The sequence below is a fragment of the Prevotella sp. HCN-7019 genome, from assembly GCF_037890215.1.
In the GTDB taxonomy this organism is placed as follows: Bacteria; Bacteroidota; Bacteroidia; order Bacteroidales; family Bacteroidaceae; genus Prevotella.
Map to the genome: position 1 here is coordinate 69,684 of NZ_JBBKBO010000002.1, position 24,651 is coordinate 94,334.

Sequence of the window (24,651 nt, forward strand, 5' to 3'; positions counted from 1 at the left end):
TACGGTGTGAAAAAGACATAAAAAAGAGCTGTCCATAGGAAAATAGTGCAATCATGGCAGAAAAATAAAGGGATGCATGCCTTCAGAACGCATGCATCCCTTATGTCGTTGTGGGCGGCGGCATCCGAAGACACCGTCCATGACACGCCGTGAAAAGGATTATTCCTCTGTACGGTCGTCGATATTGTCACCCTCAGTAGGCATCAGAACTTCCTTGAAGTCGGTTATGCCGTTCTTCACGAGAAGGTTGTACCACTGTATAAGTTTCTTGATGTCGCTGTCGTGAACGCGCTCACGGTCGTAGCTGGGCAGAACCTCTGCGAAGAAAGCGTGCAGCTCTTCCTTAGAGCATTTCTTGTAATTGAGCGAGCATTCTTTCTTGTCTTCCTTTTCGCCAAGGTTCTGGAGCACCTGCCACAGAGGCACGTCTTCGCTGTCAGTGTACATTGCTATGTCGGCGAGGCTTGTCACACGGTCGGACGCAAATGCCGGTATGCGGCGGTGAGCCTCATCAAGTGATTCAACAATAAGATTCATTTTTCCACGCGAAACCAGACGGTAAAGGCCCGGTTTGCCTGCTATTGAAAGAATTGTTTCCATTTTTATAATCTGTTGTTTATTTTGTTTAAAATGTTGTTAATCTGTAAATCTATGTCATGAAGGCCGTCGTTCACAATCTCGAAATCGCTGCGCGCCACCACTTCCTGCTGTGGCAGCTGACGGTCTATCCACTCCAGCGCCTGCTCTCGTGTGATGTTGTCGCGCGCCATTATGCGCTTTATGCGCAGTTCGACGGGCGCCGTAACGCAGACAACAAAGTCGAAAGGCACACGTTTGTCGAAACCGCTGTCGAAGAGAATGGCGCTTTCGAGCCACTCGATGTCGGAAGACATGTAGTCGGCGGCTACTGCCGGATGAACAATATCGGCCACAGCGCTGTTGTTGGCGTCGCTCGCAAGGAGAAACGCGGCAAGCACCTGTTTCTGCAACACGTCTCCTTTGTACACGCTGTCGCCTACAAGACGGCGGAGCGCATCGCGCAGTGCGGGTGATGTGCGCATAAGTCTTTTGGCGGCCGCATCGCAGTCGTAAACCTCAATGCCGCGTCGGTTGAGCGACTTGCACACAAATGACTTGCCGGCACCAATGCCTCCTGTTATCGCAATTTTCATTTTTCTGTTGTCTGTTATCGGTGTCGCTCCGGTGTTGCAAACGCAGTGTCAGACTTGTCAGGCAGCCTTGCGGCTGTCTGTCGGACCGGGCATCGCCTGCCGTGCGGACACATACCCTTACTGCTGTTCCACCAAATAATCCACCTGATTTATCTCAAGCTGCGCATTGCGCACCATGTAAGGACTCTTCACCAAGTGAAGATCGCACTTGTCGGAAGCATGTCCCATCACTTCGTTATAGTCCACCACAACGACAAACTGATCTGCCTTCACCGTACGGAACATACTTGCTCCGACTGTGAATCTTACATTGACATGCGACGGAAATGTGCGCAGCACCTTTCCATCGGGCAGATTGATGGCCTTGATAGGCACGGATACGCTCTCCTCTGTGAGGATGTCAGGATACAGTCCGATGCGGACTGTGGACGGAACGCATTTCACTCCGTGTATCTTTGCTATCGGAACTTCCTTTATTACGGTGTCCTCGAAATTGACAATGCGTATCGGTTCCGTCTTCACGTAGCGTATGCTGTCGAGCATTTTCCTGCTCGCGTACACTGTGACTTTCTCCGGCCAGAAGCGTGTAGACGCAAGATAATAAGACCGGCCCGGTACAACCGACCCGTCCATACGCACCGGCACCGTCTTGGAAGCGCCGTAATTGAAGTAAAAATCAAGTTTGTCGGGATTGACAGACACTATCTTCGACGAACCCATAAGCTGCTGATAGACAAACTTCTGTATATCGGCAGACGGCACAAGTCCGTATCCTGTCTGTTTGTTGGCGTATGCTCCGAAATTTATCTTTATCGGTTGCATACGTCTGCTGTAAATGTAAGTGACAAGCGTAAAACCTTTATCACGCACAGTCACCTTCACTGTGGAGTCCATCTCTGTGGTAAGTACCACATTCTTTGGGACATTGGTAAGCGACATCGGCACTGTTATTTCACGCTCGTATGTCTCATTAAGAGCCATCATAAGCCAGAAGATACTGCTTAGAGCCAGAAAAAACAAAAAAATCAGAAACTCCTTGTTCAAGAATCCGAACAAGAAGTTCCTGATGTTTTTATAATCATGCGTCAATCGCTCCATTCCTTCGACGTTCTAGGTATCACCTGTTACACCGAATGCGTGACATCAGGCATTCGGCATTTGTGAAGACGGATCAGCGAAAACGTAGCTCTTGTCAACGACAATAACCACACCGCGTGCTATCTCCACTTCAATTGTATTGGTGGTAAGATCAACACGTTTTACAGTTCCATATATTCCACCACCGGTAACAACCTTTGCTCCTTCTGTGAGAGAATTCTGGAACTTGCGTATTTCCTTCTGTTTCTTCTGCTGTGGGCGTATCATGAAAAGCCACATGATAACGAAGATTGCCACCATCATTACCAACATGCCCAAGCCTCCGCCCTGAGCTCCTGCTGCCTGAGCAGCCAATACCAATGTACTCATCTTTTATAGTCTTAGTTATTTTGTTTATATTTCTTCAATTATTATACCGCATTGTCTTCCTTTGTCTCCGCAGGCTCTTCACCGCCGTTCTTCTTGGTTTCGGCAGCGGCCTGAGACTTCTTTGAGCGCGGTTCGTCCATCGACTTGAACATCTTACCTGTACTGATAAGGAAGCGTGCAATGGCGTCGAGCATACCGTTGATGTATCCTCCACTCTTCGGTGTGGAATAAAGCTTGGCAAGCTCTACATATTCGTTGATGGTGACACTTACCGGAATGTTCGGGAAAGTCATCATCTCGGCAATAGCGATCTGCATTATCACGATGTCCATATACGCCAGACGGGAGAAGTCCCAGTTGCGCGATGTCTCGCTCATGTAGCGCTGGTATTGCTCGGCATTCAATATTGTTGTTCTGAAAAGCTTACGCGCAAAGTTTCTGTCTTCCTCATCCTTGTATTCAGGCAGGAGTTCCTGCTTCTGCTTGTTTTTCGGATCGAAGCGTTTGATGGTTTTCAATACGAATGTATCTACTTTTTCCTTGTCGTCATTCCAATAAAGACTCTTTTCTTCAAGAATAGCGTCAAGGTCTGCATTTTCCTGAATGAGCTGCTTGTAAAGCTTGCGCCACAGTTCACGGTCAGCCTCATATGAGTCGTCCTCCGACTGCATGTAGTTGGCGTATGCCTCGCTCTGTTCTATCTGATTGCACAGTTTTCTCACAAACTCCAGGTCTTCCTCCCATGACTGTTTCTGAGTCTCGGCAAACTCGCAGAGCATTTTGTTTTCCTCGAGCTGCACAGCAAACTTGTTATAAGCAAACTTTGACGACGGTAACTCCTTACCTTCACGCTGTGCCCTTTGGGAGAGTATCTCGACACGATGTCTTTCCTCCCGTGTAATGGCTACGATAAGTTCAAGCAGATAATTGTATAAATCATATGCTTTAGAAAGGCTGAACAAGAGTTCCTTCTCAGCGTTATCCATATTTTTGTTGCCATTCTGATAGTAAGAATAGGTTAACTGGACTATCTTTATTCTTATTAGCTCACGATTAATCATTATCCATCCTTCAATAAAATTCTTTGCAAAAATAGAGAAAAATACAGTAACCGCCAAAAAAATACAGACGTTTAATGTTTTTTTTTGATATGCTTTGGGCAATCCAAAGAAAAAGAGTAACTTTGCACCGCTTTTATGAGTACATCGATACAGAAACACATTTCTCGTGTGATGGCGAATTAAGGCATGACTATCATCAAACTTAATTTAGAGTAACACATTTTATTATGAAAGAAATTAACGTAACAGGTCAGAAGCGCACTGCCCTTGGAAAAAAAGCTTCTAAAGAATTGAGAAAAGAAGGTTTGGTACCCTGCAACCTCTACGGTGAGGCAACACAGGACGGCAAACCGGTAGCAATGGCATTCGCTGTTCCTATGAGCGAACTGCGTAAGGTTGTCTACACTCCGCATATCTACATGATCAACCTCGTAATCGACGGCGAGTCTCACACAGCAATCATGAAGGAACTGCAGTTCCATCCGGTAACAGACGCACTGCTGCATGTAGACTTCCTCGAGGTGAACGAGAACAAACCGGTTACAATCGGTATCCCTGTAAAACTCGTTGGTTTGGCACAGGGTGTACGCGATGGTGGTAAGATGAACCTCTCTATCCGCAAGATCGACGTTACAGCTCCTTACACTATCATACCGGAGCACCTTGACATCGACGTTACATCACTGAAGATCGGTAAGAGCATCAAGGTTGGTGATCTCAGCTTCGAAGGTCTTGAGATCGCAACAAGCAAGGAAGTTATCGTATGCTCTGTGAAGATGACACGTGCCGCAATGTCTGCAGCAGCCGCCAACGCAGCAGAGTAATAAGTTTCCAATAGACAATCTGATGCCGGACAGTGGCACTTCAGCATCATGAAAAAGGATTTATGAAGTTCCTGTCCGCAACATTATAGTAGATGGATAAATATTTAATTGTAGGGTTGGGCAATCCCGGTGACGAATATGCCGGAACCCGCCACAATACTGGATTTATGATATTGGACGCTTTTGCAAAAGCGTCCAATATTGTTTTTGAGGACAAGCGTTACGGCTTTGTGGCCGAAACAAGCCTCAAAGGACGCAAATTGTTTCTGCTCAAACCCACCACATACATGAATCTCAGCGGCAATGCCGTGCGCTATTGGCTCAACAAGGAGAATATAGACCAGTCGCGTCTGCTCGTCATTGTGGACGACCTCTCACTGCCACTCGGTGCTTTCCGTCTGAAAGGATCAGGCAACAACGGCGGTCATAACGGTCTTGGCAACATACAGCAGCTTATCGGACAACAATACGCGCGACTCCGTATGGGCATCGGAAACGATTTTCCACGTGGTGCACAGGTAGACTGGGTGTTGGGAAAATACAGCGAAGAAGACATGAAAGTGCTGCAGCCGTCCATCGACTGCGCCGTTGACATAATAAAGAGTTTCGTGTTGGCCGGTATCGACAACACAATGAACGCCTACAACAAATTAGGAAAGAAATAATGGCAGAGGAAGCAAGAATAGACAAATGGCTGTGGGCCGCACGCATATTCAAGACACGTTCCATCGCAGCCGACGCATGCAAGAACGGCCGTGTGATGATGAACAACGTATGCGTAAAGCCAAGCCGTATGGTGAAAGCCGGCGAGGTGGTAAGTGTTAAGAAGCCTCCTATCACCTATTCATTCCGCATTCTGAAAACCATAGAGCAGCGTGTAGGCGCAAAACTTATTCCTGAGATTTACGAAAACGTCACCGATCCAAAACAATACGAATTGCTGGAGATGAGCCGCATAAGCGGATTTGTCGACAGAGCACGCGGAACCGGCCGTCCTACCAAGAAGGAACGCAGAGCTCTCGATGCTTTCATTGATCCGGCAATGTTCGGATTCGATGACGACTTTGATGATGACATAGAATAACAAACAACCACTTATGAAGAATATTGCAATATTCGTTTCCGGCAACGGAACCAACTGTGAGAACATAATAAAACACTTTTCCGGCTCGACAGAAGCATCTGTCGCGCTTGTCGTCTCAAACCGTGCAGACTCTTATGCCCTCATCCGTGCCGCCCGATACAATATTCCAACAGTGGTGATACCTAAAAGCGAATTCAACGATGAAGCCATTCTGATGGAAACACTGCACCGCTACGACATCGACTTCATCGTACTTGCAGGCTTTCTTCTCATGATTCCCGATTTTCTTGTAAAGGCATATGACCACCGCATGGTGAACATCCATCCGGCACTACTTCCTAAATTCGGAGGCAAAGGCATGTATGGCCGTCATGTACATGAAGCCGTAAAGGCTGCGGGTGAGAAAGAAAGCGGAATAACAATACACTGGGTAAGCAACGTATGCGACGGCGGTGAAATCATCGCACAACACTCCACACCACTGACCGAAAGCGATAGCGTGGACGACATCGCAGCTAAAGTTCACGACCTGGAAATGCTCCATTATCCCAAAACCATAGAGAAGGCGATCTCCTCTCTATGATTCAGGTCATCCTTCGCTGCGTGCCTCGCGCCTTGCTTTCTTTCCTCCAAACACATTCATTTTGTATTGCACCTTCAGCATAACGTAACTGTTTATGGTGTTATACTCCGTATCGTTTCTACTGTTGGCATTTATGGAGCGTGAGAAATTGCTCTGTTCGCGCAGTATATCCTTAAACTCAAGCATCAGTTTAAGAGCCTTTTTCTTGAGGAAACTCTGACTTATCTGCATATTCCATATCAGCTCGTCCGTATTCATCGACTTTTCGTTATATCCGCGACGGCTGCTCTGATTGATAGATGTCCAGAAAGACATGCCCCACGGAGCCTTTATGTCGACATCCATTCCATACGAATATCTCCACGTATCCATGTTGTTGTTAGACTGCAACATGTTTCTTGTCATGTTATAGTTCACAGATGCATGCACTCCAACGTCCAGCCAGTCGTTTCTGAAGTTTCCCCATATATTCTCTCTGAACGATGTTGAATGAGTCACATTCTTCTCCGACGAGGCGTCGTTATTGAGATTTATGTAGCTGACATAATGATCATAGTTCACCCGGCTGTCAGTTCCCACAGTCCAAACACCTGACGTATCTATCGATGTATTGAACGAGAAATTCAGCGATCCGTTCCAATTGCCGTTTATGTTCTGCGGTTGTGTAGTACGTCCTCCCGTCTTCTCGTCATACGTCACCATGTTGCTTATGCTGTTGCGTGTTGTGCTGAACCTTGCTCCGGCCGTTATATTACGCTGGTGTTTCATGGCATGCGACTTGAAATTCAGATTTATGTTGCTTGTGAACGAAGGCTTCAGCCCCGGGTTACCCTTGCTTATATAGAGCGGATTGCTGTCGTCCGTGATGTCAAGCATGCTTGTTATGCTCGGCTGCGAAGTCGAGCCACGATAGGTGAACTTTATGTCGCTGAACTTAGAGAAACGGTATCTGAAATTAACAGTCGGTGAAATATTGGTCACCGTACGCACCGTATCGACAAGCATTCCCCAATAATCCTGTATGAGATGCGAGCGCTGCGGACGCACCACTATACCGGCATTCAGGTTGTATTTCTCGTCCACCACTCTCAACTGCACATTGATATTGTGATTATAATTGTTATGCTCGGCATAGCGGCTCAGGTCTTCGTCAAGATAATATTCCAAAGGCTGTTCGAAAAGCTCGAACATGCTGTTCCAGTCACGATAACCGTTCATTATATCATTCCATGCCTCTTCGGCTATACGCTCGAAATTATAAGTCTTTCGATCGCTCATGCTGTGACTGTACTGGTATTGATAACTCATCTGCAGAAAGACATTCTTAAGCAGTGGTTCGGTGTATGTGGCCCTCAGACTGTAGCTTACATTGTCCGACGGCGACACATTATAGCGGTTTGTCTGATACGTTGAGTCGTTACCGAACATGTCCTGCACCAGATAAAAATGGACGTTTGATGCAGACAGACTCTTATTGTTGCCTTTTCCATAATTGATGTTTCCGTTCAGCGCGATGTTACGTCCCTTGCTGTTAAGCTTGCGAAAGAACTGAAGCGAAGCACCAGTCGACCAGTTGCTTCCGTTGCTCAACGACTTGTTACGCCTGCGGTTCACCATCAGTCCGTTGTCATCCATCACACCGATTCCCTCCTCGCTCAACGGATCATCCACATAGATGTAAGGATCTTCCTTATACGACGCCGATGAAGAGAATCCGCGTCCGTCGTTCATGGAATAATTGAATGAAGGTCTGAATGTTATGGTTGTCATGGTGTCCGGTTTCCATTCCAGTTTCATATTGGCGTTCCATCCGTCGCTACGCGAATAGTTCTGGTTCTCGCTGTTTGAGAAAGCACCCGTCTGGTTGACAAAACTTTCCACCGAACTTCTCGACCAATTGTCGTTGTCGGAATGGTTCCATCTTATTCCACCGTCTATTTTCAGTTTGTCGCGTTTCTCATAGTTTATATTCAGACCAGTCATCTTCGAGCGTCGCTTTCCACCGTTGCCGGTGTTGTTCATATTACTTATGAGCGTATAGCGCAGGTCGCCATAAAAGCGTGCGCCCATAAAGCGACCGGCATATCTGTCATGCGTACCGTAACCCACATTGGTATTCACATTAAAACCCTTCTTCATTTCCTTCTTCACAGTGAAGTCAAGCACCGTCACTTCGTTGCCGTCGTCTATTCCAGTAAGCTTGGCCAGATCACTCTTTTCGTCATACGACTTTATTTTGTCCACTATATCGGCAGGCAGATTCTTCAGTCCGTTCTGCACATCGCCGCCCATAAACTCTCGTCCGTCGAGCATGAACTTCTTCACCTGTTTGCCGTTTATGGTCACAGTTCCGTCTTCCTCAATCCTGGCACCGGGCAGTTTTTTCACAAGTTCCTCTATCGCCGAACCCTCAGCTACTCTGTATGCAGCAGCGTTATAGACAAATGTGTCCTCCTGCACCACCACCTTCGGAACATTGGCCGTAACCACAGCCTCACCGAGCAGCGTCACACTCTGTTCGAGCTTTATGCTTCCGGCATCTGTCTTCCGTCCTGCAGACACCACAACATCGTGCATTCTCTCAAGATATCCCATGTTAGACACTTTCAGTATATATTTTCCAGGGGCGTCCACCTTTATCTCAAACCGGCCCATGTCGTCGGTCAGCACACCTCCCACAAACGTGGTGTCAGTCTTCAGCAGCTGCACAGTGGCTCTGAACAGCACGCTGTCGTTTGCCGCATCAACAACGTTTCCACTGATTGACGATTTCTGGGCATAGGCGCATACACACGAAAACATCAATAGAAAATATATCGCAATGTGTCGAAGATTCATAATAATAGTAGGTTTTATTTATATGACGCATATAATAATATAAGGTTTAATACAAAAAGAAAAAAGCCGGCTGTATTTTATTTACAACCGGCCACAGGATATATTTTCACGTTACATCATAGGCATCATAGGCATTGCTCTGACAGGTCTGCCACCATGTCTGCCTCCACGGTCCCTGCCAGGACCATCAGGTCCTCCTGGCATACCGGGGCCGCGGCGCATTTCCTTACGTGCGGCCTTATTACCGAAGAGATTGAAACGATAGACCACATGAAGCATAGCATAGCTGTTGATGGAGTTGTACTCAACGTCGCTGCGCTGCATGGCGTTGATAGTACGGCTGAAGTTGCTCTGGTTGCGCAGTATGTCGTAGAACTGAATCATAACCGACAGCGGTTTTCCCTTCAGGAAACTCTGCGATATCTGTGCATTCCATACCAGCTCGTTGGTGTTGAACGAATTGTCGTTGTATCCGCGACGGCTGTTCTGATGAATATCAGTCGACAGACTTGTGCCCCACGGACAGTTAATGTACATTGTTCCTCCATATGAGAACTGCCATGTGTCCAGATTGCTCTGTGCCTGCAATTTGTTGCGCACATGGTTGTACTGGAACGAACCATCAAGCTCAAGCTCCAGCCACTCGTTGCGGTAGCTGCCCGCCAGACGTTCGCCGAGCGTCATTGAACGCGTGATGTTCTTCTGCGAATCGGAGGTGCGGTCAAGGCTCAGATAGCTCACATAGTTGTTATAACTGAAGTCTGTTGTGGTGCTCACGTTCCAGTATCCCGTAGAGTCGATGGCTACGTTATACATGAACGCACCGTTCAGGTTCCAGTTTCCGTTTATGTTCTCCGGGCGCGTTATACGTCCACCGGTCTGTTCGTCGTATGTCACCTTCGTACTTATGCTGTTGCGCGTGGTACTGAAATTGAGGTGTCCGGATATGGCCTGAGTGTGGCTTTCGATGAAGTTGTTGTAGAAAACTCTCAGATTGTTGGTGAACGATGGCTTAAGCCCCGGATTACCCATCGATATGTTCAGCGGGTCGCTGTCGTCGGTGATATCAAGCAAAGAACTTATACTCGGCTGCGAAGTGTATCCGCGGTAGTTTATACGCAGGCTGCTCAGCTTGCTGAAACGATAATGGAAGTCGAGCGTCGGAGTGATATTCATCACCGTGCGCACAGTGTCTTTGTAAACACCCTGGTAATCCTGCTTGTAGTTGGAGCGCTGCGGCTGGAAGAGAACACCCACATTGAAGTTGTACTTCTCGCGTATCATACGGAACATCACCTCAATGTCGTGCGTATAGTTTCTGTATTCCGAGTAACGGCTCAGACTCTTGTCGAAGTAGGTTTCGAATGGATTTTCCAGACGTGCCAAGTATTCGCCCCATCCGCGGTATGCAGGTGTGAGTCCGGAGAAGTAGTCCTCACCCAGATTACTGAAGTCGTAAGTGTTCTGGTCGCTCTTGCTGTAAGAGTAATTGAACTTATAGCTCAACTGCAGGAATGTGGCTTTCCAAAGTGGTTCGCTGTATGTTGCCTGCACAGTGTAGTTGTAGTTGCGTGTCGGAGTGACGCGATAGCGGTTGGTCTGATATGTAGAGTCGAGCCCTGCCTGGTTGAGTATCTGATACAGATGCACGTTGGTGAGCGACAGGTTGTTGCTGTTACCCTCGCTGTAGCGGCCCTCGGCACGAACGGTGAAGTTGCGACCGTTGTTGCCAAGACGACGGTTGTACTGGAGCGAACCGCCGAACTGCTTCGACTCACTGTAGCCTATGGACGTTCCGTTGTTGCTGTTCACCATCACATCTTCCTTGTCCAGCTCTGCTATCGACTCCTCGTCGAGTGGATTGGTCACGTAGTTGTACGGATCGGCGTTGTATGATGCCGAGCGGTTTATGGAACGGCTGTCGTCGGCCGAATAGCTGACAGAAGGTCTGAACATGATGTTGGTCATGGTGTCAGGCTTCCACTCCAGTCGCATCTGCGCGTTCCATCTGTCGCCGCGCGAATAGCTCTGGTTCAAACTGTTGGAGAACGAACCAACGGTGCTCACGAAGTTCTCCGACGAGCTCTTTGTGCGTGCGTTATTGTTGGTATGGTTCCAGCGTACACTTCCGTCGAGTTTCAGTTTCTTGCCGTCATCGTAGTTGAAGTTAGCACCTATCATCTTCGATGTGGTGAGTCCGTTGCGGCCGCGTCCGAAGTTGCCTCGTCCACCGCCACCGGGGAATCCTTTGTCGTTCACGTTGTTGGCATTACCCATGAGCATCACTCTGAACTTGTCGTTAAAGTATGCTCCCATGAGCTTCTCGGCATAGCGGTCTTCAGTTCCGTAGCTTGCGTCTATGTTTCCGAATGTTCCCTTGTTCATGCCACGCTTCAATCCGAAGTCGAGCACCATCTCCTCATTGCCGTCATCGATACCCGTCACTTTCGCAAGATCGCTCTTGTCGTTATATGCCTTCACTTTCTCCACGATGGATGTAGGAAGGTTTTTCAGCGCGGTCTGTGTGTCGCCGGTCATGAATTCCTTACCGTCCATCTTTATCTTTTTCACTTCCTGTCCGTTGATGGTCACCTTACCGTCGTCGTCCACCTTGGCTCCCGGCAGACGTTTTATCAGTTCCTCTATGGCAGAACCTTCAGGCGTGCGGTAGGCCGACGAGTTGTATATCAGCGTGTCTTCCTTCACCACCACTCTGGCAGCCTGGCCCGTAACGGTAGCTCCTTTGAGCATTGTGGCTTCGGCTCCGAGCACAACTTCGCCCAGATCCACATTGCCCTCGTCCTTCACTTCAACATTCTTGAAACTCACGATGTATCCCACACTCGTGAATTTCAGTATGTACTTTCCGTCCGACGGGGCTTTGAGTGTGAATTTGCCGTTGTCGTCCGACGTGACACCCGTAACATAGGTGCTGTCGCTGTTGAGCATCTGCACCGTCACTTGTGCCATGGCTTCCTTGGTGTCTCTGTCTGTCAGCACACCGGTGATGCTGCGGTTCTGTGCGGAGACGGCAGTCCACACCAGAGAGAGCAGCATTATCAGAACAGTTTTTTTCATCTTGTATGTTTGATTGTTTTTATAATGAGTTCACGCCTTTTTAGACGAATCATTATTTTCAAGGTTTAATTTTCTTTCATAAAAGCACGTTTTTTTATTTTTTTCTGTCAATCAGTATAATGCCACAACACACTTTGTGACACTACAGTCGCGCATGCACCGGAATGCATAAATATGCAATTCTCAAAGTAAAAAATTTTGACAATAAAAATTTTCAAAATAGAAATTCGAGAACAGTAAAACCTGTATAAAAGATGAATATAAATACAATTTCCTTATCGCTTTCTGATGCGTGTTGCGCGAAAGAGACTTTATCGTGGTGTGGAATGCAGCATTTCGGGTGGTCATACAGTCTGTATCAGGCGATGGAATGGGCTTTATCACACCCTGATAAAGGCTTTATCAGACAGCCGTCAGGAGCATATCAGACAGCGTTTTTGTGTAAGCGACTGATGCACAGAGCGTTGGCTTATATCTTCAAAACTCGCGTATATGCACGCAAAAAATTTTTTCTGACTTCCGACGACACTCTCGTGAAGTTGACGTTGTATATTTATACACACCCCGAAACATTTTGCATATTTATTCATCCAATCCCGGCTCTTTCGTAACAATGACAGTATATACATGTTCTGACAGCGACAGGGCATGGTGGCACAATACAAAAAATGCCGTTTTTTATTTTGTATTGCAGGCCGTTTACACTATCTTTGCATAATATATATGCCGCGCCATCACTTGACGGTGTTCACATATTAAAAACAGAAAGGGAGATATTATGAAACAGAGAATTATCTTATCTGAGGATATCGAGATCGAGATTACCGAAGCGATATCCGAGTGCGAACACGACAGACTGTTTGTACTGACCGACGAAACCACACGCGACGTTTGCTGGCCCAGACTAAGGGATTTTCTCTCGCTCAAGAATGCAACCCTCATCACCATAAAGGCCGGCGACACACATAAGGACATCGACTCTGCCACCAGCGTATGGCGCAGTCTGCAGGAAGGAGGCGCGACGCGCCACTCATGCCTCATCAACCTTGGAGGAGGCATGGTGACAGACCTCGGCGGATTCGTAGCATCGACATTCAAACGCGGCATCGACTTCATCAACATCCCGACAACACTGCTCGCCATGGTCGATGCATCTGTCGGAGGAAAGACGGGTGTGAACTTCGGAGGACTGAAAAACGAGATTGGAGTGTTCTGCGACAGCCGCTTTGTCATCCTCGACACGCTCTTCCTCGGTACGCTCGACCATGCAAACATCTGCTCGGGATATGCCGAAATGCTCAAACACGGACTGCTAAGCAACGACCGCATGTGGAGCGACCTGCTGACATTCGACCTCAACAGCCCCGACCTGAAGCGTCTGCAGCAGATGGTGGCCGAATCGGTGAAGGTAAAGGAAAAGGTGGTAAAGGCCGACCCGCTGGAACGGAACATACGCAAGGCCCTCAATCTGGGCCACACCGTGGGCCATGCTTTCGAGTCGCTGGCCATGCAGAAAGGCCATCCGGTGCTCCACGGTTATGCTGTGGCATGGGGACTGGCGTGCGAGTTGTATCTCAGTCACGTTAAGGATGGTTTCCCGATAGAGAAACTGCGCCAGACGGCAACATTCATACGCGAGAACTACTCACTGCCCGAAGTGACATGCGACGACTATCCGGAGCTTTACAGACTGATGACTCACGACAAGAAAAACACCGCGGGCACCATCAACTTCACACTTCTGGCCGACGTGGGCGACATACGCATAAACCGCACGGCAACCAAAGACGAAATATTCGAAGCCCTCGACTTCTATCGCGAAGGGCTCTGACACAGTTATATAACACTTCTGATAATGGACATTGAAAAACTCAAAAGAGTAAGACTTGAGCAGGACGGACTGTCCAAAACGCTCGGTATGGATTTCATATCTACACCCGAACCCGACACGTGCATGGCACGCATGAAGGTGGGACGACACAACCGCCAGGTGTTCGGATTTCTCAGCGGCGGCGCATCACTCGCACTGGCAGAGAACCTTGCAGGGATAGGCTCCATGGCATTGTGCCCGGGTAAGATTTGTCTTGGCATCAATGTGACCGGCAACCACATGAAGGCGGTGCTCGAAGGCGACACCGTGACAGCTTACGGACGATGCATACACAAGGGCCGCACACTGCACCTGTGGCACATAGAACTGAAAAACAACGCCGGCGAACTCATTTCGTCGGTAGAGGTAACCAACTTCATACTCAGCCCGAGAACAAAATGAGCAGCTATGCCATGTACCGTCTGCCGCACGGCAGACATATAGTGAAAATAACGCAGACCACGGGAATACCCGAAGAACTGCACTCATATCGTGAACTCAACGGACGGAGCGGATTCGTTTTCGCTCCGTTCTGTATATCGGAATCATGCCCTGTACTGCTCATACGACCGGATCTCACGGAGACAATGGAGGCTCCCGACTGTCAACAGACACAGGCTGCATACGCTCCGCCACGCCATACAGATGAAGACGAGAGGAACATGTACGCCACTGACTTCGCTGCTTTCCACGAGTCGCTGCAGAAAAGCGAATTCGAAAAACTGGTACTTGCGCGCAGCTCACGCGTGGAATGCACTACCACGACACAACCGGAAGAGCTCTTCATGAGGGCGTGCCGGCTCTATCCGCGCATGTTTGTGGCACTCGTGTCCACACCTCAGGGAGGCACGTGGCTCATGGCTACACCGGAGATTCTGCTCAGTGGCGACGCACCGATATTCTCAACCATGGCGTTGGCAGGCACAATGCGACTTGACGACAGTCAGCTCGGATTCGACACACCGGGCAGCGCACAGTGCAACACCACCATTGAATGGGACGACAAGAACACACGCGAGCAGGCCTACGTAGCGTCATACATACGCGACCGCATAGGACGCTTCGCCTACAACATAAGCAGCAAGGGACCATACACGGCACGCGCCGGACGACTGGTACACCTACGTACCGACTTCACCTTCACACTCGACGACATGAATATCCTTGGCGACGTCATCGACAGCCTGCACCCCACTCCGGCCGTGTGCGGCATTCCCAAGGACGAAGCACGCGACTTCATCATGAGCAATGAGTCGGCGGGACGTGGCTATTACAGCGGTTTCAGCGGACCGTTACAACCCGATGGCGCCACACGTCTGTTCGTATCGTTGCGCTGCATGAGCATATGCGACAACGGTTACCGACTCTATGCCGGCGGCGGACTGCTGCGCGAGAGCGACGAACAGCATGAGTGGGAAGAGACAGAATGTAAGATGGACACCATGCGGTGTGTGATAAACAACGACTGAAATGTACAGCAACAAGGAAAACGTGAACATACTCACGGCGCTTCTCGCCGCTTACGGAGTGCGCCATGCAGTGGTGTGTCCGGGCAGCCGCAACGCTCCCATCGTACACAACCTTAACGAGTGTCCGGCCATAAAATGCTATCCTGTGACCGACGAGCGCTCGGCAGGCTTCTGCGCCATAGGCATAAGTCTGGCCATAGGCATGAAACCTGTGGCCGTATGTGTCACGTCGGGATCGGCTCTGCTCAATCTTGCACCGCCCGTGGCCGAAGCTTTCTACCGTCACATACCGCTCATCGTCATCTCAGCCGACCGTCCCGCACAATGGATAGGCCAGCTCGACGGACAGACTCTGCCGCAGCCGGGCGCTTTCGGAACAATGGTGCGCAAGTGTGTCACACTGCCCGAACCTCATAACGATGAGGAACACTGGATGTGCAACCGCCTTGTGTGCGAGGCACTTTATCTGTCCACATGCCGCACGGGCGCACCGGTACAGATCAATGTACCCATAACCGAGCCGCTATTCACATTCGACTGCCAATGTCTGCCGACCGAACGCACTATCGTACAATGCAATCGTGGCAACGGCACAGACCTGTGCGACACGCTGCCCGACGCATGGTTTACAGCCCGACGGCCCATGGTGGTCATAGGACAAATGCCGTACGGAGCTATAGACAGCCACACATTGCGCGCCTTGTCACGTTTGTTTGTCACTCTGTGCGAACCTCTCGGAGCCGACGCAGTGCATTTTGATGAGGTGATACGCGCCGTAGGTAATGGCGCCAACTACATGCCTGACTATATATTATATATAGGCGACACCGTCGTGAGCAAGGCCACACGACGCTTTCTGCGGCGTTCCGGTGCACCGTCATGCCTGCTTACACCCGACGCTTCTGCCGTGACCGACCCGCTCATGCATCTCACGCACATCGCTCAATACGACAGTCCTGACGCACTGAAACGTCTGCCGGAACTGCTCAAACGTACAGACCAAAACACAGACACAGTTCCATCGACAGATAAGACAGCCGACATAGATGTCGAACGCACACGTTTCCTGCAAATGTGGAACAAGGAACTTAACACAGCACAATGCCATTCCGAAGAATACGAACCAGCATATTCGTCGATGGCTGTGGTGAAATACTTTGAACAACAGCTTGCCGACATGGAATACGACTGGCACGTACATTATGCCAACAGTTCAGCCATAAGGCTCGCAAACATATTCGCCACACATCATGTGGAGTGCAACCGTGGTGTGAACGGCATTGAAGGCAGTCTATCAACAGCGGCGGGACATTCCATGGCAACGGCCGACATGGTGTTCTGCATTATCGGTGACCTGAGTTTCTTTTACGACCAGAACGCACTGTGGAACACTTCGCTCAAAGGCAATCTGCGCATAATCCTGCTCAACAACAGCGGAGGAAGCATATTCCGCGGACTCCCTGGACTAAGCGAAAGTGCGGCGGCCGACAAGCTCGTGACTGCATGTCACACAACAAATGCCGAAGGCATATGCACACAAAACGACATCGGATACATGGCTGCACACAACATGGAAGAAATGCAACTGGGCATTGTCACACTGCTCACACGACATTCTGAGCGTCCTATGCTACTCGAGGTGACGACAGATGCGGCAACAGACAACAGAGTGATGGGCGATTACTTCAAATCGCTCAAACTCTGATGCGTATGCCGCAAAAACAAACACTTTAAACAGAAAAATACCTTTACCGCAATAACCTACTCTAAAAGACACACACCATAAACTGACAGTAAAACAAAAATTATCTTTTTATAATATAGTGAAAGCCTTTTTTTGACGTCTTTAAGTAAGCACAGAAATAAAAAATCAATTCATAATGCAAAAAAAAATGGCATTTTCTTGTTATTTGTAAAAAATAATACCTACTTTTGAAGAAAGTTTTAACAACAAATTAAAAAATAGTAGTTATGAGAAAAATTTTACTTATTGCAGCAGTTCTGTTCTCTTTGGGCAGCATGGCACAGAAACCGTTAAACAGCTTCAAAAATTTAGATTTTTCCACAAAGGCCATGAAAATGAACATCCCGACGGAAAACATGCATACCGGACTTTTGGGAAAAGCAGCCAAAGCACAAACCAAAGCACCAGATGGAACACCTAAAACATTCTATCTTGACTTTCTCAATTCCTGCTATGGCATGGAAACAATATTCGGTATAAGTGCATTACCAGAGTATCACAAAGCCATCGATATTATATACGGTGACAACAACAAGGTTTACATCAAAAACATGATGTGTCCTAATTCTATCGGAGGATACCTCGAAGGCAGCATCAACGGAAACACCATCACCCTGACAAAAGGACAGACCGTAGGCAATATTCAGGGTTACGACGTCTTTATGTACAAAGGAATCATGGATCAATCAGGCAATATAACGCCCGACACAAACAGCGATTATCAGCTTACAATTGATCCAAAATCCGGTATTATTTCAAACAGTGAAGACATACTATGCCTGTACATAGAATACAATTCATCACTTACGACTTATACTTATTGCGCATCATTGACATTCTATCCAGAGGATCTATTCCCTGCCGCAGAACAACATGAGTACATTTATGACTATTCTGGACTTGACAGCAACAATATGGAAGTGACAAAAACAGACGCAAAAAGTACTATAGAGGTAATCAATCTTGGCGAAGTAAGCTATATCAAAGGTCTGATGCCGGAGAAGTATGAGGATGCATGGATGCTCGTCGAAAACATAGACGACTCCCTTAAATTGTCCTTACCGCAGAATGTAGAAGAAGATCTAACGACTGCGTTCACTCAAGGTAATTATTTATATTTCGGTACAAAAAATTTCGTATATGACTCACCTTCAGACAGCTACATATTGAATGATTATGGACTTTCTGACGTGTATACATATCAAAATGGTACATATATTACGGAAGAGTACACAAACCTCAGAATAAAAGCCACAACAACTGGTATCAACAAGGTTGAAGGCAATGATGCTGATGTTGTTTCAACAGAATACTTCGACCTCTCTGGCCGTCGCATCAGCAACGCACAGAAGGGTATTAACGTAAAGGTTATGAAGTTCTCTGACGGAACTACAAAGACTGTAAAGGTTATAAAGTAAGCAATACATAATATTATTATATGTAATTTCCGACAGGCATGTCTTTCTGAAGACATGCCTGTTTTTATATATGTACGTTCTTTTAAACACGCGGAACACCAAGTCATATGTACGTATGCTTGCTCTTATGGCAAAAATTTGATAACTTTGCCACTACGGCGGCAAAGGACATGAGAAACAGGAAAGCGTTTTATGCCATACAGCATGCTCAATACTGTGAGACAACAGTCCGGAGAAGCCACTACTGAATACAGTTTACGACAACACAAAACATAAAAGATATGAGCACAAGAGAATGGAAACCAATAGAAGGTTTCGACTTTAAGGAGATTCTTTTCGACGAGTATAACGGCATCGCCCGCATAACAATCAACCGCCCGAGATGGCGCAACGCCTTCACACCACGCACAACGTGGGAGATGTCGAAGGCGTTCGCATGGTGCAGGGAAGCTCAACGCATAGGCGTGGTGATACTCACCGGTGCAGGCGACAAGGCTTTCTGTTCGGGTGGTGACATGAACGTGAAAGGACGCGGAGGATATGTAGGTGAGGACGGTGTGCCGAGACTCAACGTGCTGGACGTGCAGAAACAGATACGGTCGCTGCCGAAACCGGTGATAGCAATGGTCAACGGATATGCCATAGGCGGCGGACACGTGCTGCACCTGATGTGCGACCTCACCATAGCAAGCGACAACGCGATATTCGGACAGACCGGGCCGAAGGTGGGATCGTTCGACGCCGGCTTCGGCGCATCCTATCTGGCACGCATCGTCGGACAGAAGAAGGCACGCGAGATATGGTTCCTCTGCCGTCAGTATTCGGCCGAAGAGGCTGAGCGAATGGGCATGGTGAACAAGGTGGTGCCCTTCGACCAGCTGGAGGACACATGCGTGGAATGGGCCGAGAAGATGATGGAGCACAGTCCGCTCGCACTGAGAATGATAAAGGCGGGCCTGAACGCGGAACTCGACGGACAGGCGGGCATACAGGAACTCGCCGGCGACGCCACCATGCTCTACTACTTCCTGGACGAAGCTCAGGAGGGAGGCAAGGCGTTTCTCGAGAAACGCAAGCCCGACTTCAGCAAATATCCTAAGCTCCCGTAAGTCATTCTGAACGGCGCAAAGCCTCATCATCACACAACATAAAGAAACAAACACTACAGGTAAATGAGAAGGCTCACTGTAACGAAACGTACGCTCCACTTCAAGCAACCAGCCGGAACGTCACGCGGGATATACACCACACGCACATCGTGGTTTCTGAAAATGACGTCGGACGAGGAACCGCAACGCGAAGGATTGGGCGAATGTGCGCCCCTGCCCGACCTTAGCTGCGACGCGTCTCCCGAATATGAGCAGACGCTGAATGCCCTGTGTCGGATATACGAGACGAAACAATCAATAGACTACGACCTGATGCGTCCGTACCCGTCGATGCTCTTCGGCATGGAGACAGTCGAGAAAAGCTTCGACAACGGCGGCACCACCATATTCGACACTCCGTTCACACGCGGCGAGGAAGGCATACCGATAAACGGTCTGGTGTGGATGGGTTCGTTCGAAGAGATGATGGGCCGGCTGGAGGAAAAGATGCAAGCAGGATTCGCATGCGTCAAGCTGAAGATAGGAGCAATAGACTTCAATCAGGAACTGGAGCTGATAAGGCACATCAGAAAACACTTCGGCAAGGACAGCATCGAGCTGCGTGTGGATGCCAACGGCGGTTTCACTCCCGACAACGCGGCGGAAAGGCTCGAACAGCTTGCAAAATATGACATCCACTCCATAGAACAACCGATAAAGCAACGCCAGTGGAACGAGATGGCAAAGCTGTGCCGTGAGACTCCGCTGCCCATCGCGCTCGACGAGGAACTCATAGGAGTGAACGCCAAGGACATGAAAGCCCAGCTGCTCGACTTTATAAAACCGCAGTACATCATACTCAAACCGTCGCTCCACGGAGGAATGCACGGCACGGAGGAATGGATAAGGCTTGCCGGTGAGAGAGGCATCGGCTCATGGATAACAAGCGCACTGGAAAGCAACGTGGGACTGAACGCAGTAGCTCAGCTTGCCGCCCACATCTACGGACCAGGCATAAGCATGCCGCAGGGACTGGGCACAGGACAGCTTTTCACGGACAATCTGCCCATGCCGCTCGAAATAAGAAAAGACCGGTTGTGGCGCACACGCTGACCACGACAGCACCATACGCCACAACGGAACGACACTTTCTGTAGTGAGTTCTGAATGTTACCGGAATGCCGTTGTTCATACGTTTCAGACCGCCATCAGCTTTCATCGCTCACGAAAAAGGCTGTTTGAGCCTGCAAAACGCACTATTTCAGGCCGCGAAACAGGCCATTTCATGCCCTGAAATGGGCTTTATCAGGCCTCAATACGGGCTCTTTGACAACGCGTTTTGGGCTTTATCATTTTACATGTACGTCCTGACAGACAGAACACACGTTATCTCATAAAATAAAAACAGACGCAAATATGACTCTCGACGAATTTCTTGAAGAATGGAACAACGGCGACGACTGCATAACGGTACACACCAGCGGCTCGACAGGAAAGCCCAAACCGATGCGTGTGGAAAAACGCCGCATGGAGGCAAGCGCACGCATCACTTGCCGTTTTCTCGGTCTGAAGCAGGGCGATACGGCTCTGCTGTGCATGCCGCTCGACTACATTGCGGGCAAGATGGTGGTGGTGAGGTCGATTGTCACAGGCCTCAGACTGATAAGCGTGAAGCCGGGCGGCCACCCGTTGCGCGGCCTTGACCGGTCTCCCGTGTTCGCCGCGATGGTACCGCTTCAGGTTTACGACAGCATCAGCGACCCCGAGGAACGCTGCCTGCTCATGGGCGTCAGACAGCTCATAATAGGCGGCGGAGCGGTGGACGATGCATTGTGCGACGCTCTGAAAGACTTTCCCAACGCCGTGTGGAGCACATACGGCATGACCGAGACGCTGTCGCACATAGCCCTGCGACGGCTCAACGGACCTGAGGCAAGCGAATGGTACACTCCGTTTGAGAACGTAAGCATAGCCACCGACGCCGACGGCTGCCTCATGATAGACGCGCCTGCCGTATGCGAAAAGCGGTTGAAGACCAACGACATAGCCGAGCTGGACGCCGACGGACGACGTTTCCGCATCATCGGACGCAAGGACAACGTGGTGTGCAGCGGAGGAATAAAGATGCAGATTGAGGAAATGGAACGGCAACTGAAGCCGCACGCGGCGTGCCGGTTCATGATAACCAAGGTGAAGGACCACCGTCTGGGCGAGGCGGTGGCAATGCTTATAGAAGGCGACGAAAGCGAAACGATGCGCCGTCTATGCGAAGAGCATCTGCCGAAATACAGCCGCCCGAAACATTATATATGCGTAAATGAACTGCCAATGACCGCCACCGGCAAACCGGCACGGGCCGAAGCCATGAAGACAGCGCAGGCGGCAATAGACAAATAATGACTGAAAAGCGCGGTCAGACAGCGCTTTTCAGTTCAGCATCAACAAGATTTGTAAGTTCCACAAACTCGGCGACAGACAGTTGTTCTGGTCGGCGCGTCATACATTCGTGCTGCCAGAACTCCTGCGCGACGGCCTTGTCGCCCATTATCTGGCGCAAACTCACGCGCAGCATCTTGCGCCGCTGACCGAAGACGGTCTTCACAATGCGTTTGAACAACGCCTCATCACAACCGAGTTTTTCAGTTGAGTTGCGCGTCATTCGTATGACGGCGCTCTTCACTTTTGGCGGCGGATTGAACACGTTTTCGTTCACCGTGAACAGATATTCCACATCATACCACGCCTGTATGAGCACCGACAATATACCGTACGACTTGTTTCCCGGCGCCGAAGCAATGCGCTGCGCCACCTCGCGCTGTATCATTCCCGTGCAGCAAGGTATCAGTTCCTTGTTGTCGAGCATCTTGAAGAATATCTGCGACGATATATCGTAAGGATAATTTCCAGTCAAAACAAACTGCCGGCCGTCGAACAGACTCGACAGGTCCATGCGCAGGAAGTCGTCGCCGATGATGTTCTCGCGCAACGCCGGGTAATGACTGTTGAGCCATTCCACTGATTCGGAGTCTATCTCAACAGCTTTCAGCAGACGGTCTTTCTCCATGAGAAACTGCGTGAGCACGCCCATACCCGGTCCAATCTCAAGTACCGGGATGTCCGGACACGCGTCCACTGTGTCTGCTATCGCCTTTGCAATGTTAAGATCGGTCAGGAAATGCTGACCGAGATTTTTCTTTGGTCTGACAGTTTTCATACGGCAAAGATACAGCAACTTGGGTGGCGGACAAAATAAAATGGCATTAATTTGAATTATTTGACTGCACACACCACAATGAACAGCACAACAGAAGAGCATACAAAGCATGATTGCTGGTCGCAGAACACTCCTGTCACGAAGCGTAAGTACAAAGAAAAAGCGGACACAGCGCTACTGACATCAATACGTCAGTAGCCCACTGCGTCCGCAGAATGTATGTGTCACACAGGGCGGCGGGCCATCCTAAGGAAAGCCCCGACCGCTATATGTACCGTTTATTTCTCGGGAATGTTCTCAAGAGTCTTTGTGAGCAGAGTCCAGAACGGCTCTATTGTCGGTATGAGACAGCGCTCGCCTGTTGTGTGCGGCGAACGGATTGTCGGACCGAACGATACGACGTCGAGCTGCGGATACTTGCCCAGGATGATAGAGCACTCCAGTCCGGCGTGATCGACAACCACGTGTGCCTCCTCACCGAAGAGCTCCTTGTATTTTGTGGTGAGCAGATGGAGAATCTCGCTCTGAGTGTTAGGATCCCATCCACAGTAGTCTCCGGAAGTCTCCACACGCATGCCGGCCATGTTGAATGTGCTCTGCAGTGTGTTGACGATGAACTCCTTGTAGCTTTCGCGCGAACCGCGTGCAAGAATCTTTATGCTTGCCTTGCCGCCGCCAATCTCTATTATGGCGAGGTTTGAAGAAGTCTCAACCACTGAAGGGAACGACGGAATCATGCGCATCACGCCGTTGTGGCATCCGTAGATAGCGTCGATGAGGTTGTCCTGTATATCCTCCGGCACTTCCATAGCCGGTGTTTCCACGTCCTCTACGAAGAAGTGGATGTCGTTCTCAATACCAGCAAACTCGTTGTTGAACAGCACACGGTATTCCTCCACCATTGCCTTCAGTTCCTCTACGTTCTCCTTCGGCAGTGTCAGCACAGTCTCACACTCGAACGGAATGGCGTTGCGCATGTTGCCGCCATGCCATGTAGCCAGACGTGCGTCGAGCTCTGCCACAGCGTCGCGTACGAAACGTACCATCAGTTTGTTGGCGTTGCCGCGTCCAAGATGAATTTCCAGACCGGAGTGTCCGCCCTTAAGACCTTTGAGCACAACGCGTACAGCCGCATCAGTGCTGTCAGTCTCCACTTCCTTATATTCCAAAGTGGCTGTTACGTCCACACCACCGGCACTACCGATGCAGAAGTGTCCCCAGCTCTCCGAGTCGAGATTGAGCAGTATGTCACCGTGCAACTGTCCTTCAGGCAGATCGTTTGCGCCGAACATACCAGTCTCCTCATCGGCTGTGATGAGTCCTTCTATCGGACCGTGCACAAGAGTCTTGTCCTCCATAACGGCCATTATGGCAGCCACACCTATGCCGTTGTCGGCACCAAGAGTGGTGTTGCGTGCCTTCACCCATTCGCCATCAATCCAAGTCTCAATAGGATCTGTTTCGAAGTTATGGGTGCTTTCCTTGCTTTTCTGCGGCACCATGTCCATGTGTGCCTGCATGATTACGCCCTTGCGGTTCTCCATTCCCGGAGTAGCAGGCTTGCGCATCACTATATTTCCGGCCGGATCCTTGAACGCTTCAACGCCGGCATTTTTTGCAAAATCGAGCAGAAACTGCTGTATTTTCTCACGATGTCCTGACGGACGCGGTACTTGTGTAAGCGCATGGAAATTCTTCCACACACACTCAGGTTTCAGGTTTTTGATTTCAGTCATAGCTT

General features: G+C 49.3%; 21 protein-coding genes. 12 read left to right on the forward strand and 9 right to left on the reverse strand.

All coding sequences use genetic code 11. The annotated features are described in order from the left end of the window. Nucleotides 1-159 precede the first annotated feature (159 nt). The 5 genes from WKT13_RS03385 to nusB form a co-directional block, all read right to left on the reverse strand. Nucleotides 160-600, reverse strand: coding sequence for a DUF5606 family protein (locus WKT13_RS03385; protein ID WP_298618569.1), 441 nt, complete (start codon nucleotides 598-600; stop codon nucleotides 160-162). Between the two features lie 2 nt (nucleotides 601-602). Continuing rightward, a complete protein-coding gene (gene coaE / locus WKT13_RS03390) occupies nucleotides 603-1,172 on the reverse strand; it encodes a dephospho-CoA kinase (RefSeq protein ID WP_298618570.1) in 570 nt (189 codons plus the stop codon). A 117-nt stretch (nucleotides 1,173-1,289) separates the two neighbouring features. Further along, the gene (locus WKT13_RS03395) at nucleotides 1,290-2,270 is read right to left on the reverse strand and encodes a YbbR-like domain-containing protein (RefSeq protein WP_340322841.1); all 981 of its coding nucleotides are present in this window, start codon (nucleotides 2,268-2,270) and stop codon (nucleotides 1,290-1,292) included. Between the two features lie 45 nt (nucleotides 2,271-2,315). Continuing rightward, nucleotides 2,316-2,639, reverse strand: coding sequence for a preprotein translocase subunit YajC (gene yajC / locus WKT13_RS03400; protein WP_298618573.1), 324 nt, complete (start codon nucleotides 2,637-2,639; stop codon nucleotides 2,316-2,318). A gap of 41 nt (nucleotides 2,640-2,680) precedes the next feature. Further along, complete coding sequence (nusB, locus tag WKT13_RS03405) at nucleotides 2,681-3,700, reverse strand: transcription antitermination factor NusB (RefSeq protein ID WP_340322842.1); 1,020 nt, start codon at nucleotides 3,698-3,700, stop codon at nucleotides 2,681-2,683. A gap of 227 nt (nucleotides 3,701-3,927) precedes the next feature. On the opposite strand from nusB, the gene WKT13_RS03410 reads away from it, so the two are divergent. The 4 genes from WKT13_RS03410 (at nucleotide 3,928) to purN (ending at nucleotide 6,191) form a co-directional block, all read left to right on the forward strand. Continuing rightward, the gene (locus WKT13_RS03410; protein WP_298618575.1) at nucleotides 3,928-4,524 is read left to right on the forward strand and encodes a 50S ribosomal protein L25/general stress protein Ctc; all 597 of its coding nucleotides are present in this window, start codon (nucleotides 3,928-3,930) and stop codon (nucleotides 4,522-4,524) included. Between the two features lie 92 nt (nucleotides 4,525-4,616). Then, nucleotides 4,617-5,189, forward strand: a complete 573-nt coding sequence (gene pth, locus WKT13_RS03415; RefSeq protein WP_340322843.1) for an aminoacyl-tRNA hydrolase — start codon at nucleotides 4,617-4,619, stop codon at nucleotides 5,187-5,189. Beyond that, on the forward strand, nucleotides 5,189-5,608 hold the full coding sequence (locus WKT13_RS03420; protein WP_340322844.1) for an RNA-binding S4 domain-containing protein: 420 nt from the start codon (nucleotides 5,189-5,191) through the stop codon (nucleotides 5,606-5,608). Before pth ends, WKT13_RS03420 begins: the two co-directional genes overlap by 1 nt. Before the next feature lie 13 nt (nucleotides 5,609-5,621). Further along, a complete protein-coding gene (gene purN / locus WKT13_RS03425; protein ID WP_340322845.1) occupies nucleotides 5,622-6,191 on the forward strand; it encodes a phosphoribosylglycinamide formyltransferase in 570 nt (189 codons plus the stop codon). A gap of 6 nt (nucleotides 6,192-6,197) precedes the next feature. On the opposite strand, the gene WKT13_RS03430 is transcribed toward purN, so the two are convergent. Together WKT13_RS03430 and WKT13_RS03435 are read right to left on the reverse strand one after the other, a co-directional pair. After that, the gene (locus tag WKT13_RS03430) at nucleotides 6,198-9,029 is read right to left on the reverse strand and encodes an outer membrane beta-barrel protein (RefSeq protein ID WP_340322846.1); all 2,832 of its coding nucleotides are present in this window, start codon (nucleotides 9,027-9,029) and stop codon (nucleotides 6,198-6,200) included. 111 nt (nucleotides 9,030-9,140) lie between these two features. Then, the gene (locus tag WKT13_RS03435; RefSeq protein ID WP_340322847.1) at nucleotides 9,141-12,107 is read right to left on the reverse strand and encodes a TonB-dependent receptor; all 2,967 of its coding nucleotides are present in this window, start codon (nucleotides 12,105-12,107) and stop codon (nucleotides 9,141-9,143) included. A gap of 778 nt (nucleotides 12,108-12,885) precedes the next feature. Here WKT13_RS03435 and aroB point away from each other — a divergent pair. The 8 genes from aroB to WKT13_RS03475 all read left to right on the forward strand — a co-directional run bounded on the left by aroB (nucleotide 12,886) and on the right by WKT13_RS03475 (nucleotide 22,093). Next, nucleotides 12,886-13,938, forward strand: a complete 1,053-nt coding sequence (gene aroB, locus WKT13_RS03440) for a 3-dehydroquinate synthase (protein ID WP_340322848.1) — start codon at nucleotides 12,886-12,888, stop codon at nucleotides 13,936-13,938. 24 nt (nucleotides 13,939-13,962) lie between these two features. After that, nucleotides 13,963-14,379 carry a PaaI family thioesterase gene (locus WKT13_RS03445; RefSeq protein ID WP_298618590.1) on the forward strand — a complete coding sequence of 139 codons (417 nt, stop codon included), beginning with the start codon at nucleotides 13,963-13,965 and terminating at the stop codon, nucleotides 14,377-14,379. Then, nucleotides 14,376-15,446 carry an isochorismate synthase gene (locus WKT13_RS03450; RefSeq protein WP_340322849.1) on the forward strand — a complete coding sequence of 357 codons (1,071 nt, stop codon included), beginning with the start codon at nucleotides 14,376-14,378 and terminating at the stop codon, nucleotides 15,444-15,446. Before WKT13_RS03445 ends, WKT13_RS03450 begins: the two co-directional genes overlap by 4 nt. A gap of 1 nt (nucleotide 15,447) precedes the next feature. Continuing rightward, a complete protein-coding gene (gene menD, locus WKT13_RS03455) occupies nucleotides 15,448-17,151 on the forward strand; it encodes a 2-succinyl-5-enolpyruvyl-6-hydroxy-3-cyclohexene-1-carboxylic-acid synthase (protein ID WP_340322850.1) in 1,704 nt (567 codons plus the stop codon). 266 nt (nucleotides 17,152-17,417) lie between these two features. Further along, a complete protein-coding gene (locus tag WKT13_RS03460) occupies nucleotides 17,418-18,608 on the forward strand; it encodes a hypothetical protein (RefSeq protein WP_340322852.1) in 1,191 nt (396 codons plus the stop codon). Nucleotides 18,609-18,889: 281 nt separating this feature from the next. Then, nucleotides 18,890-19,717 (forward strand): 1,4-dihydroxy-2-naphthoyl-CoA synthase, encoded by an 828-nt coding sequence (menB, locus tag WKT13_RS03465; protein WP_298618599.1) that lies wholly within the window; start codon nucleotides 18,890-18,892, stop codon nucleotides 19,715-19,717. Between the two features lie 63 nt (nucleotides 19,718-19,780). After that, entirely contained in the window at nucleotides 19,781-20,809 is a 1,029-nt protein-coding gene (locus tag WKT13_RS03470) for an o-succinylbenzoate synthase (RefSeq protein ID WP_340322853.1), read from the forward strand. A gap of 303 nt (nucleotides 20,810-21,112) precedes the next feature. Then, entirely contained in the window at nucleotides 21,113-22,093 is a 981-nt protein-coding gene (locus WKT13_RS03475; protein WP_340322854.1) for an AMP-binding protein, read from the forward strand. Between the two features lie 16 nt (nucleotides 22,094-22,109). Here the strand turns inward: WKT13_RS03475 and rsmA are convergent, their stop codons facing one another. Next, nucleotides 22,110-22,910 carry a 16S rRNA (adenine(1518)-N(6)/adenine(1519)-N(6))-dimethyltransferase RsmA gene (rsmA, locus tag WKT13_RS03480; RefSeq protein ID WP_340322855.1) on the reverse strand — a complete coding sequence of 267 codons (801 nt, stop codon included), beginning with the start codon at nucleotides 22,908-22,910 and terminating at the stop codon, nucleotides 22,110-22,112. Nucleotides 22,911-23,188: 278 nt separating this feature from the next. Beyond that, on the reverse strand, nucleotides 23,189-24,646 hold the full coding sequence (locus WKT13_RS03485) for an aminoacyl-histidine dipeptidase (protein WP_340322856.1): 1,458 nt from the start codon (nucleotides 24,644-24,646) through the stop codon (nucleotides 23,189-23,191). Nucleotides 24,647-24,651: the final 5 nt, after the last annotated feature.

Bases quoted from the DNA above. Each gene is read 5' to 3' on its own strand.
- WKT13_RS03410 (WP_298618575.1), top strand. From the start codon at position 3,928: ATGAAAGAAATTAACGTAACAGGTCAGAAGCGCACTGCCCTTGGAAAA.
- purN (WP_340322845.1), top strand. From the start codon at position 5,622: ATGAAGAATATTGCAATATTCGTTTCCGGCAACGGAACCAACTGTGAG.
- WKT13_RS03420 (WP_340322844.1), top strand. From the start codon at position 5,189: ATGGCAGAGGAAGCAAGAATAGACAAATGGCTGTGGGCCGCACGCATA.
- WKT13_RS03395 (WP_340322841.1), bottom strand. From the start codon at position 2,270: ATGGAGCGATTGACGCATGATTATAAAAACATCAGGAACTTCTTGTTC.
- WKT13_RS03435 (WP_340322847.1), bottom strand. From the start codon at position 12,107: ATGAAAAAAACTGTTCTGATAATGCTGCTCTCTCTGGTGTGGACTGCC.
- aroB (WP_340322848.1), top strand. From the start codon at position 12,886: ATGAAACAGAGAATTATCTTATCTGAGGATATCGAGATCGAGATTACC.
- nusB (WP_340322842.1), bottom strand. From the start codon at position 3,700: ATGATTAATCGTGAGCTAATAAGAATAAAGATAGTCCAGTTAACCTAT.
- WKT13_RS03470 (WP_340322853.1), top strand. From the start codon at position 19,781: ATGAGAAGGCTCACTGTAACGAAACGTACGCTCCACTTCAAGCAACCA.
- pth (WP_340322843.1), top strand. From the start codon at position 4,617: ATGGATAAATATTTAATTGTAGGGTTGGGCAATCCCGGTGACGAATAT.
- menD (WP_340322850.1), top strand. From the start codon at position 15,448: ATGTACAGCAACAAGGAAAACGTGAACATACTCACGGCGCTTCTCGCC.
- coaE (WP_298618570.1), bottom strand. From the start codon at position 1,172: ATGAAAATTGCGATAACAGGAGGCATTGGTGCCGGCAAGTCATTTGTG.
- WKT13_RS03485 (WP_340322856.1), bottom strand. From the start codon at position 24,646: ATGACTGAAATCAAAAACCTGAAACCTGAGTGTGTGTGGAAGAATTTC.
- WKT13_RS03430 (WP_340322846.1), bottom strand. From the start codon at position 9,029: ATGAATCTTCGACACATTGCGATATATTTTCTATTGATGTTTTCGTGT.
- WKT13_RS03385 (WP_298618569.1), bottom strand. From the start codon at position 600: ATGGAAACAATTCTTTCAATAGCAGGCAAACCGGGCCTTTACCGTCTG.
- WKT13_RS03445 (WP_298618590.1), top strand. From the start codon at position 13,963: ATGGACATTGAAAAACTCAAAAGAGTAAGACTTGAGCAGGACGGACTG.
- WKT13_RS03475 (WP_340322854.1), top strand. From the start codon at position 21,113: ATGACTCTCGACGAATTTCTTGAAGAATGGAACAACGGCGACGACTGC.
- menB (WP_298618599.1), top strand. From the start codon at position 18,890: ATGAGCACAAGAGAATGGAAACCAATAGAAGGTTTCGACTTTAAGGAG.
- yajC (WP_298618573.1), bottom strand. From the start codon at position 2,639: ATGAGTACATTGGTATTGGCTGCTCAGGCAGCAGGAGCTCAGGGCGGA.
- WKT13_RS03450 (WP_340322849.1), top strand. From the start codon at position 14,376: ATGAGCAGCTATGCCATGTACCGTCTGCCGCACGGCAGACATATAGTG.
- WKT13_RS03460 (WP_340322852.1), top strand. From the start codon at position 17,418: ATGAGAAAAATTTTACTTATTGCAGCAGTTCTGTTCTCTTTGGGCAGC.
- rsmA (WP_340322855.1), bottom strand. From the start codon at position 22,910: ATGAAAACTGTCAGACCAAAGAAAAATCTCGGTCAGCATTTCCTGACC.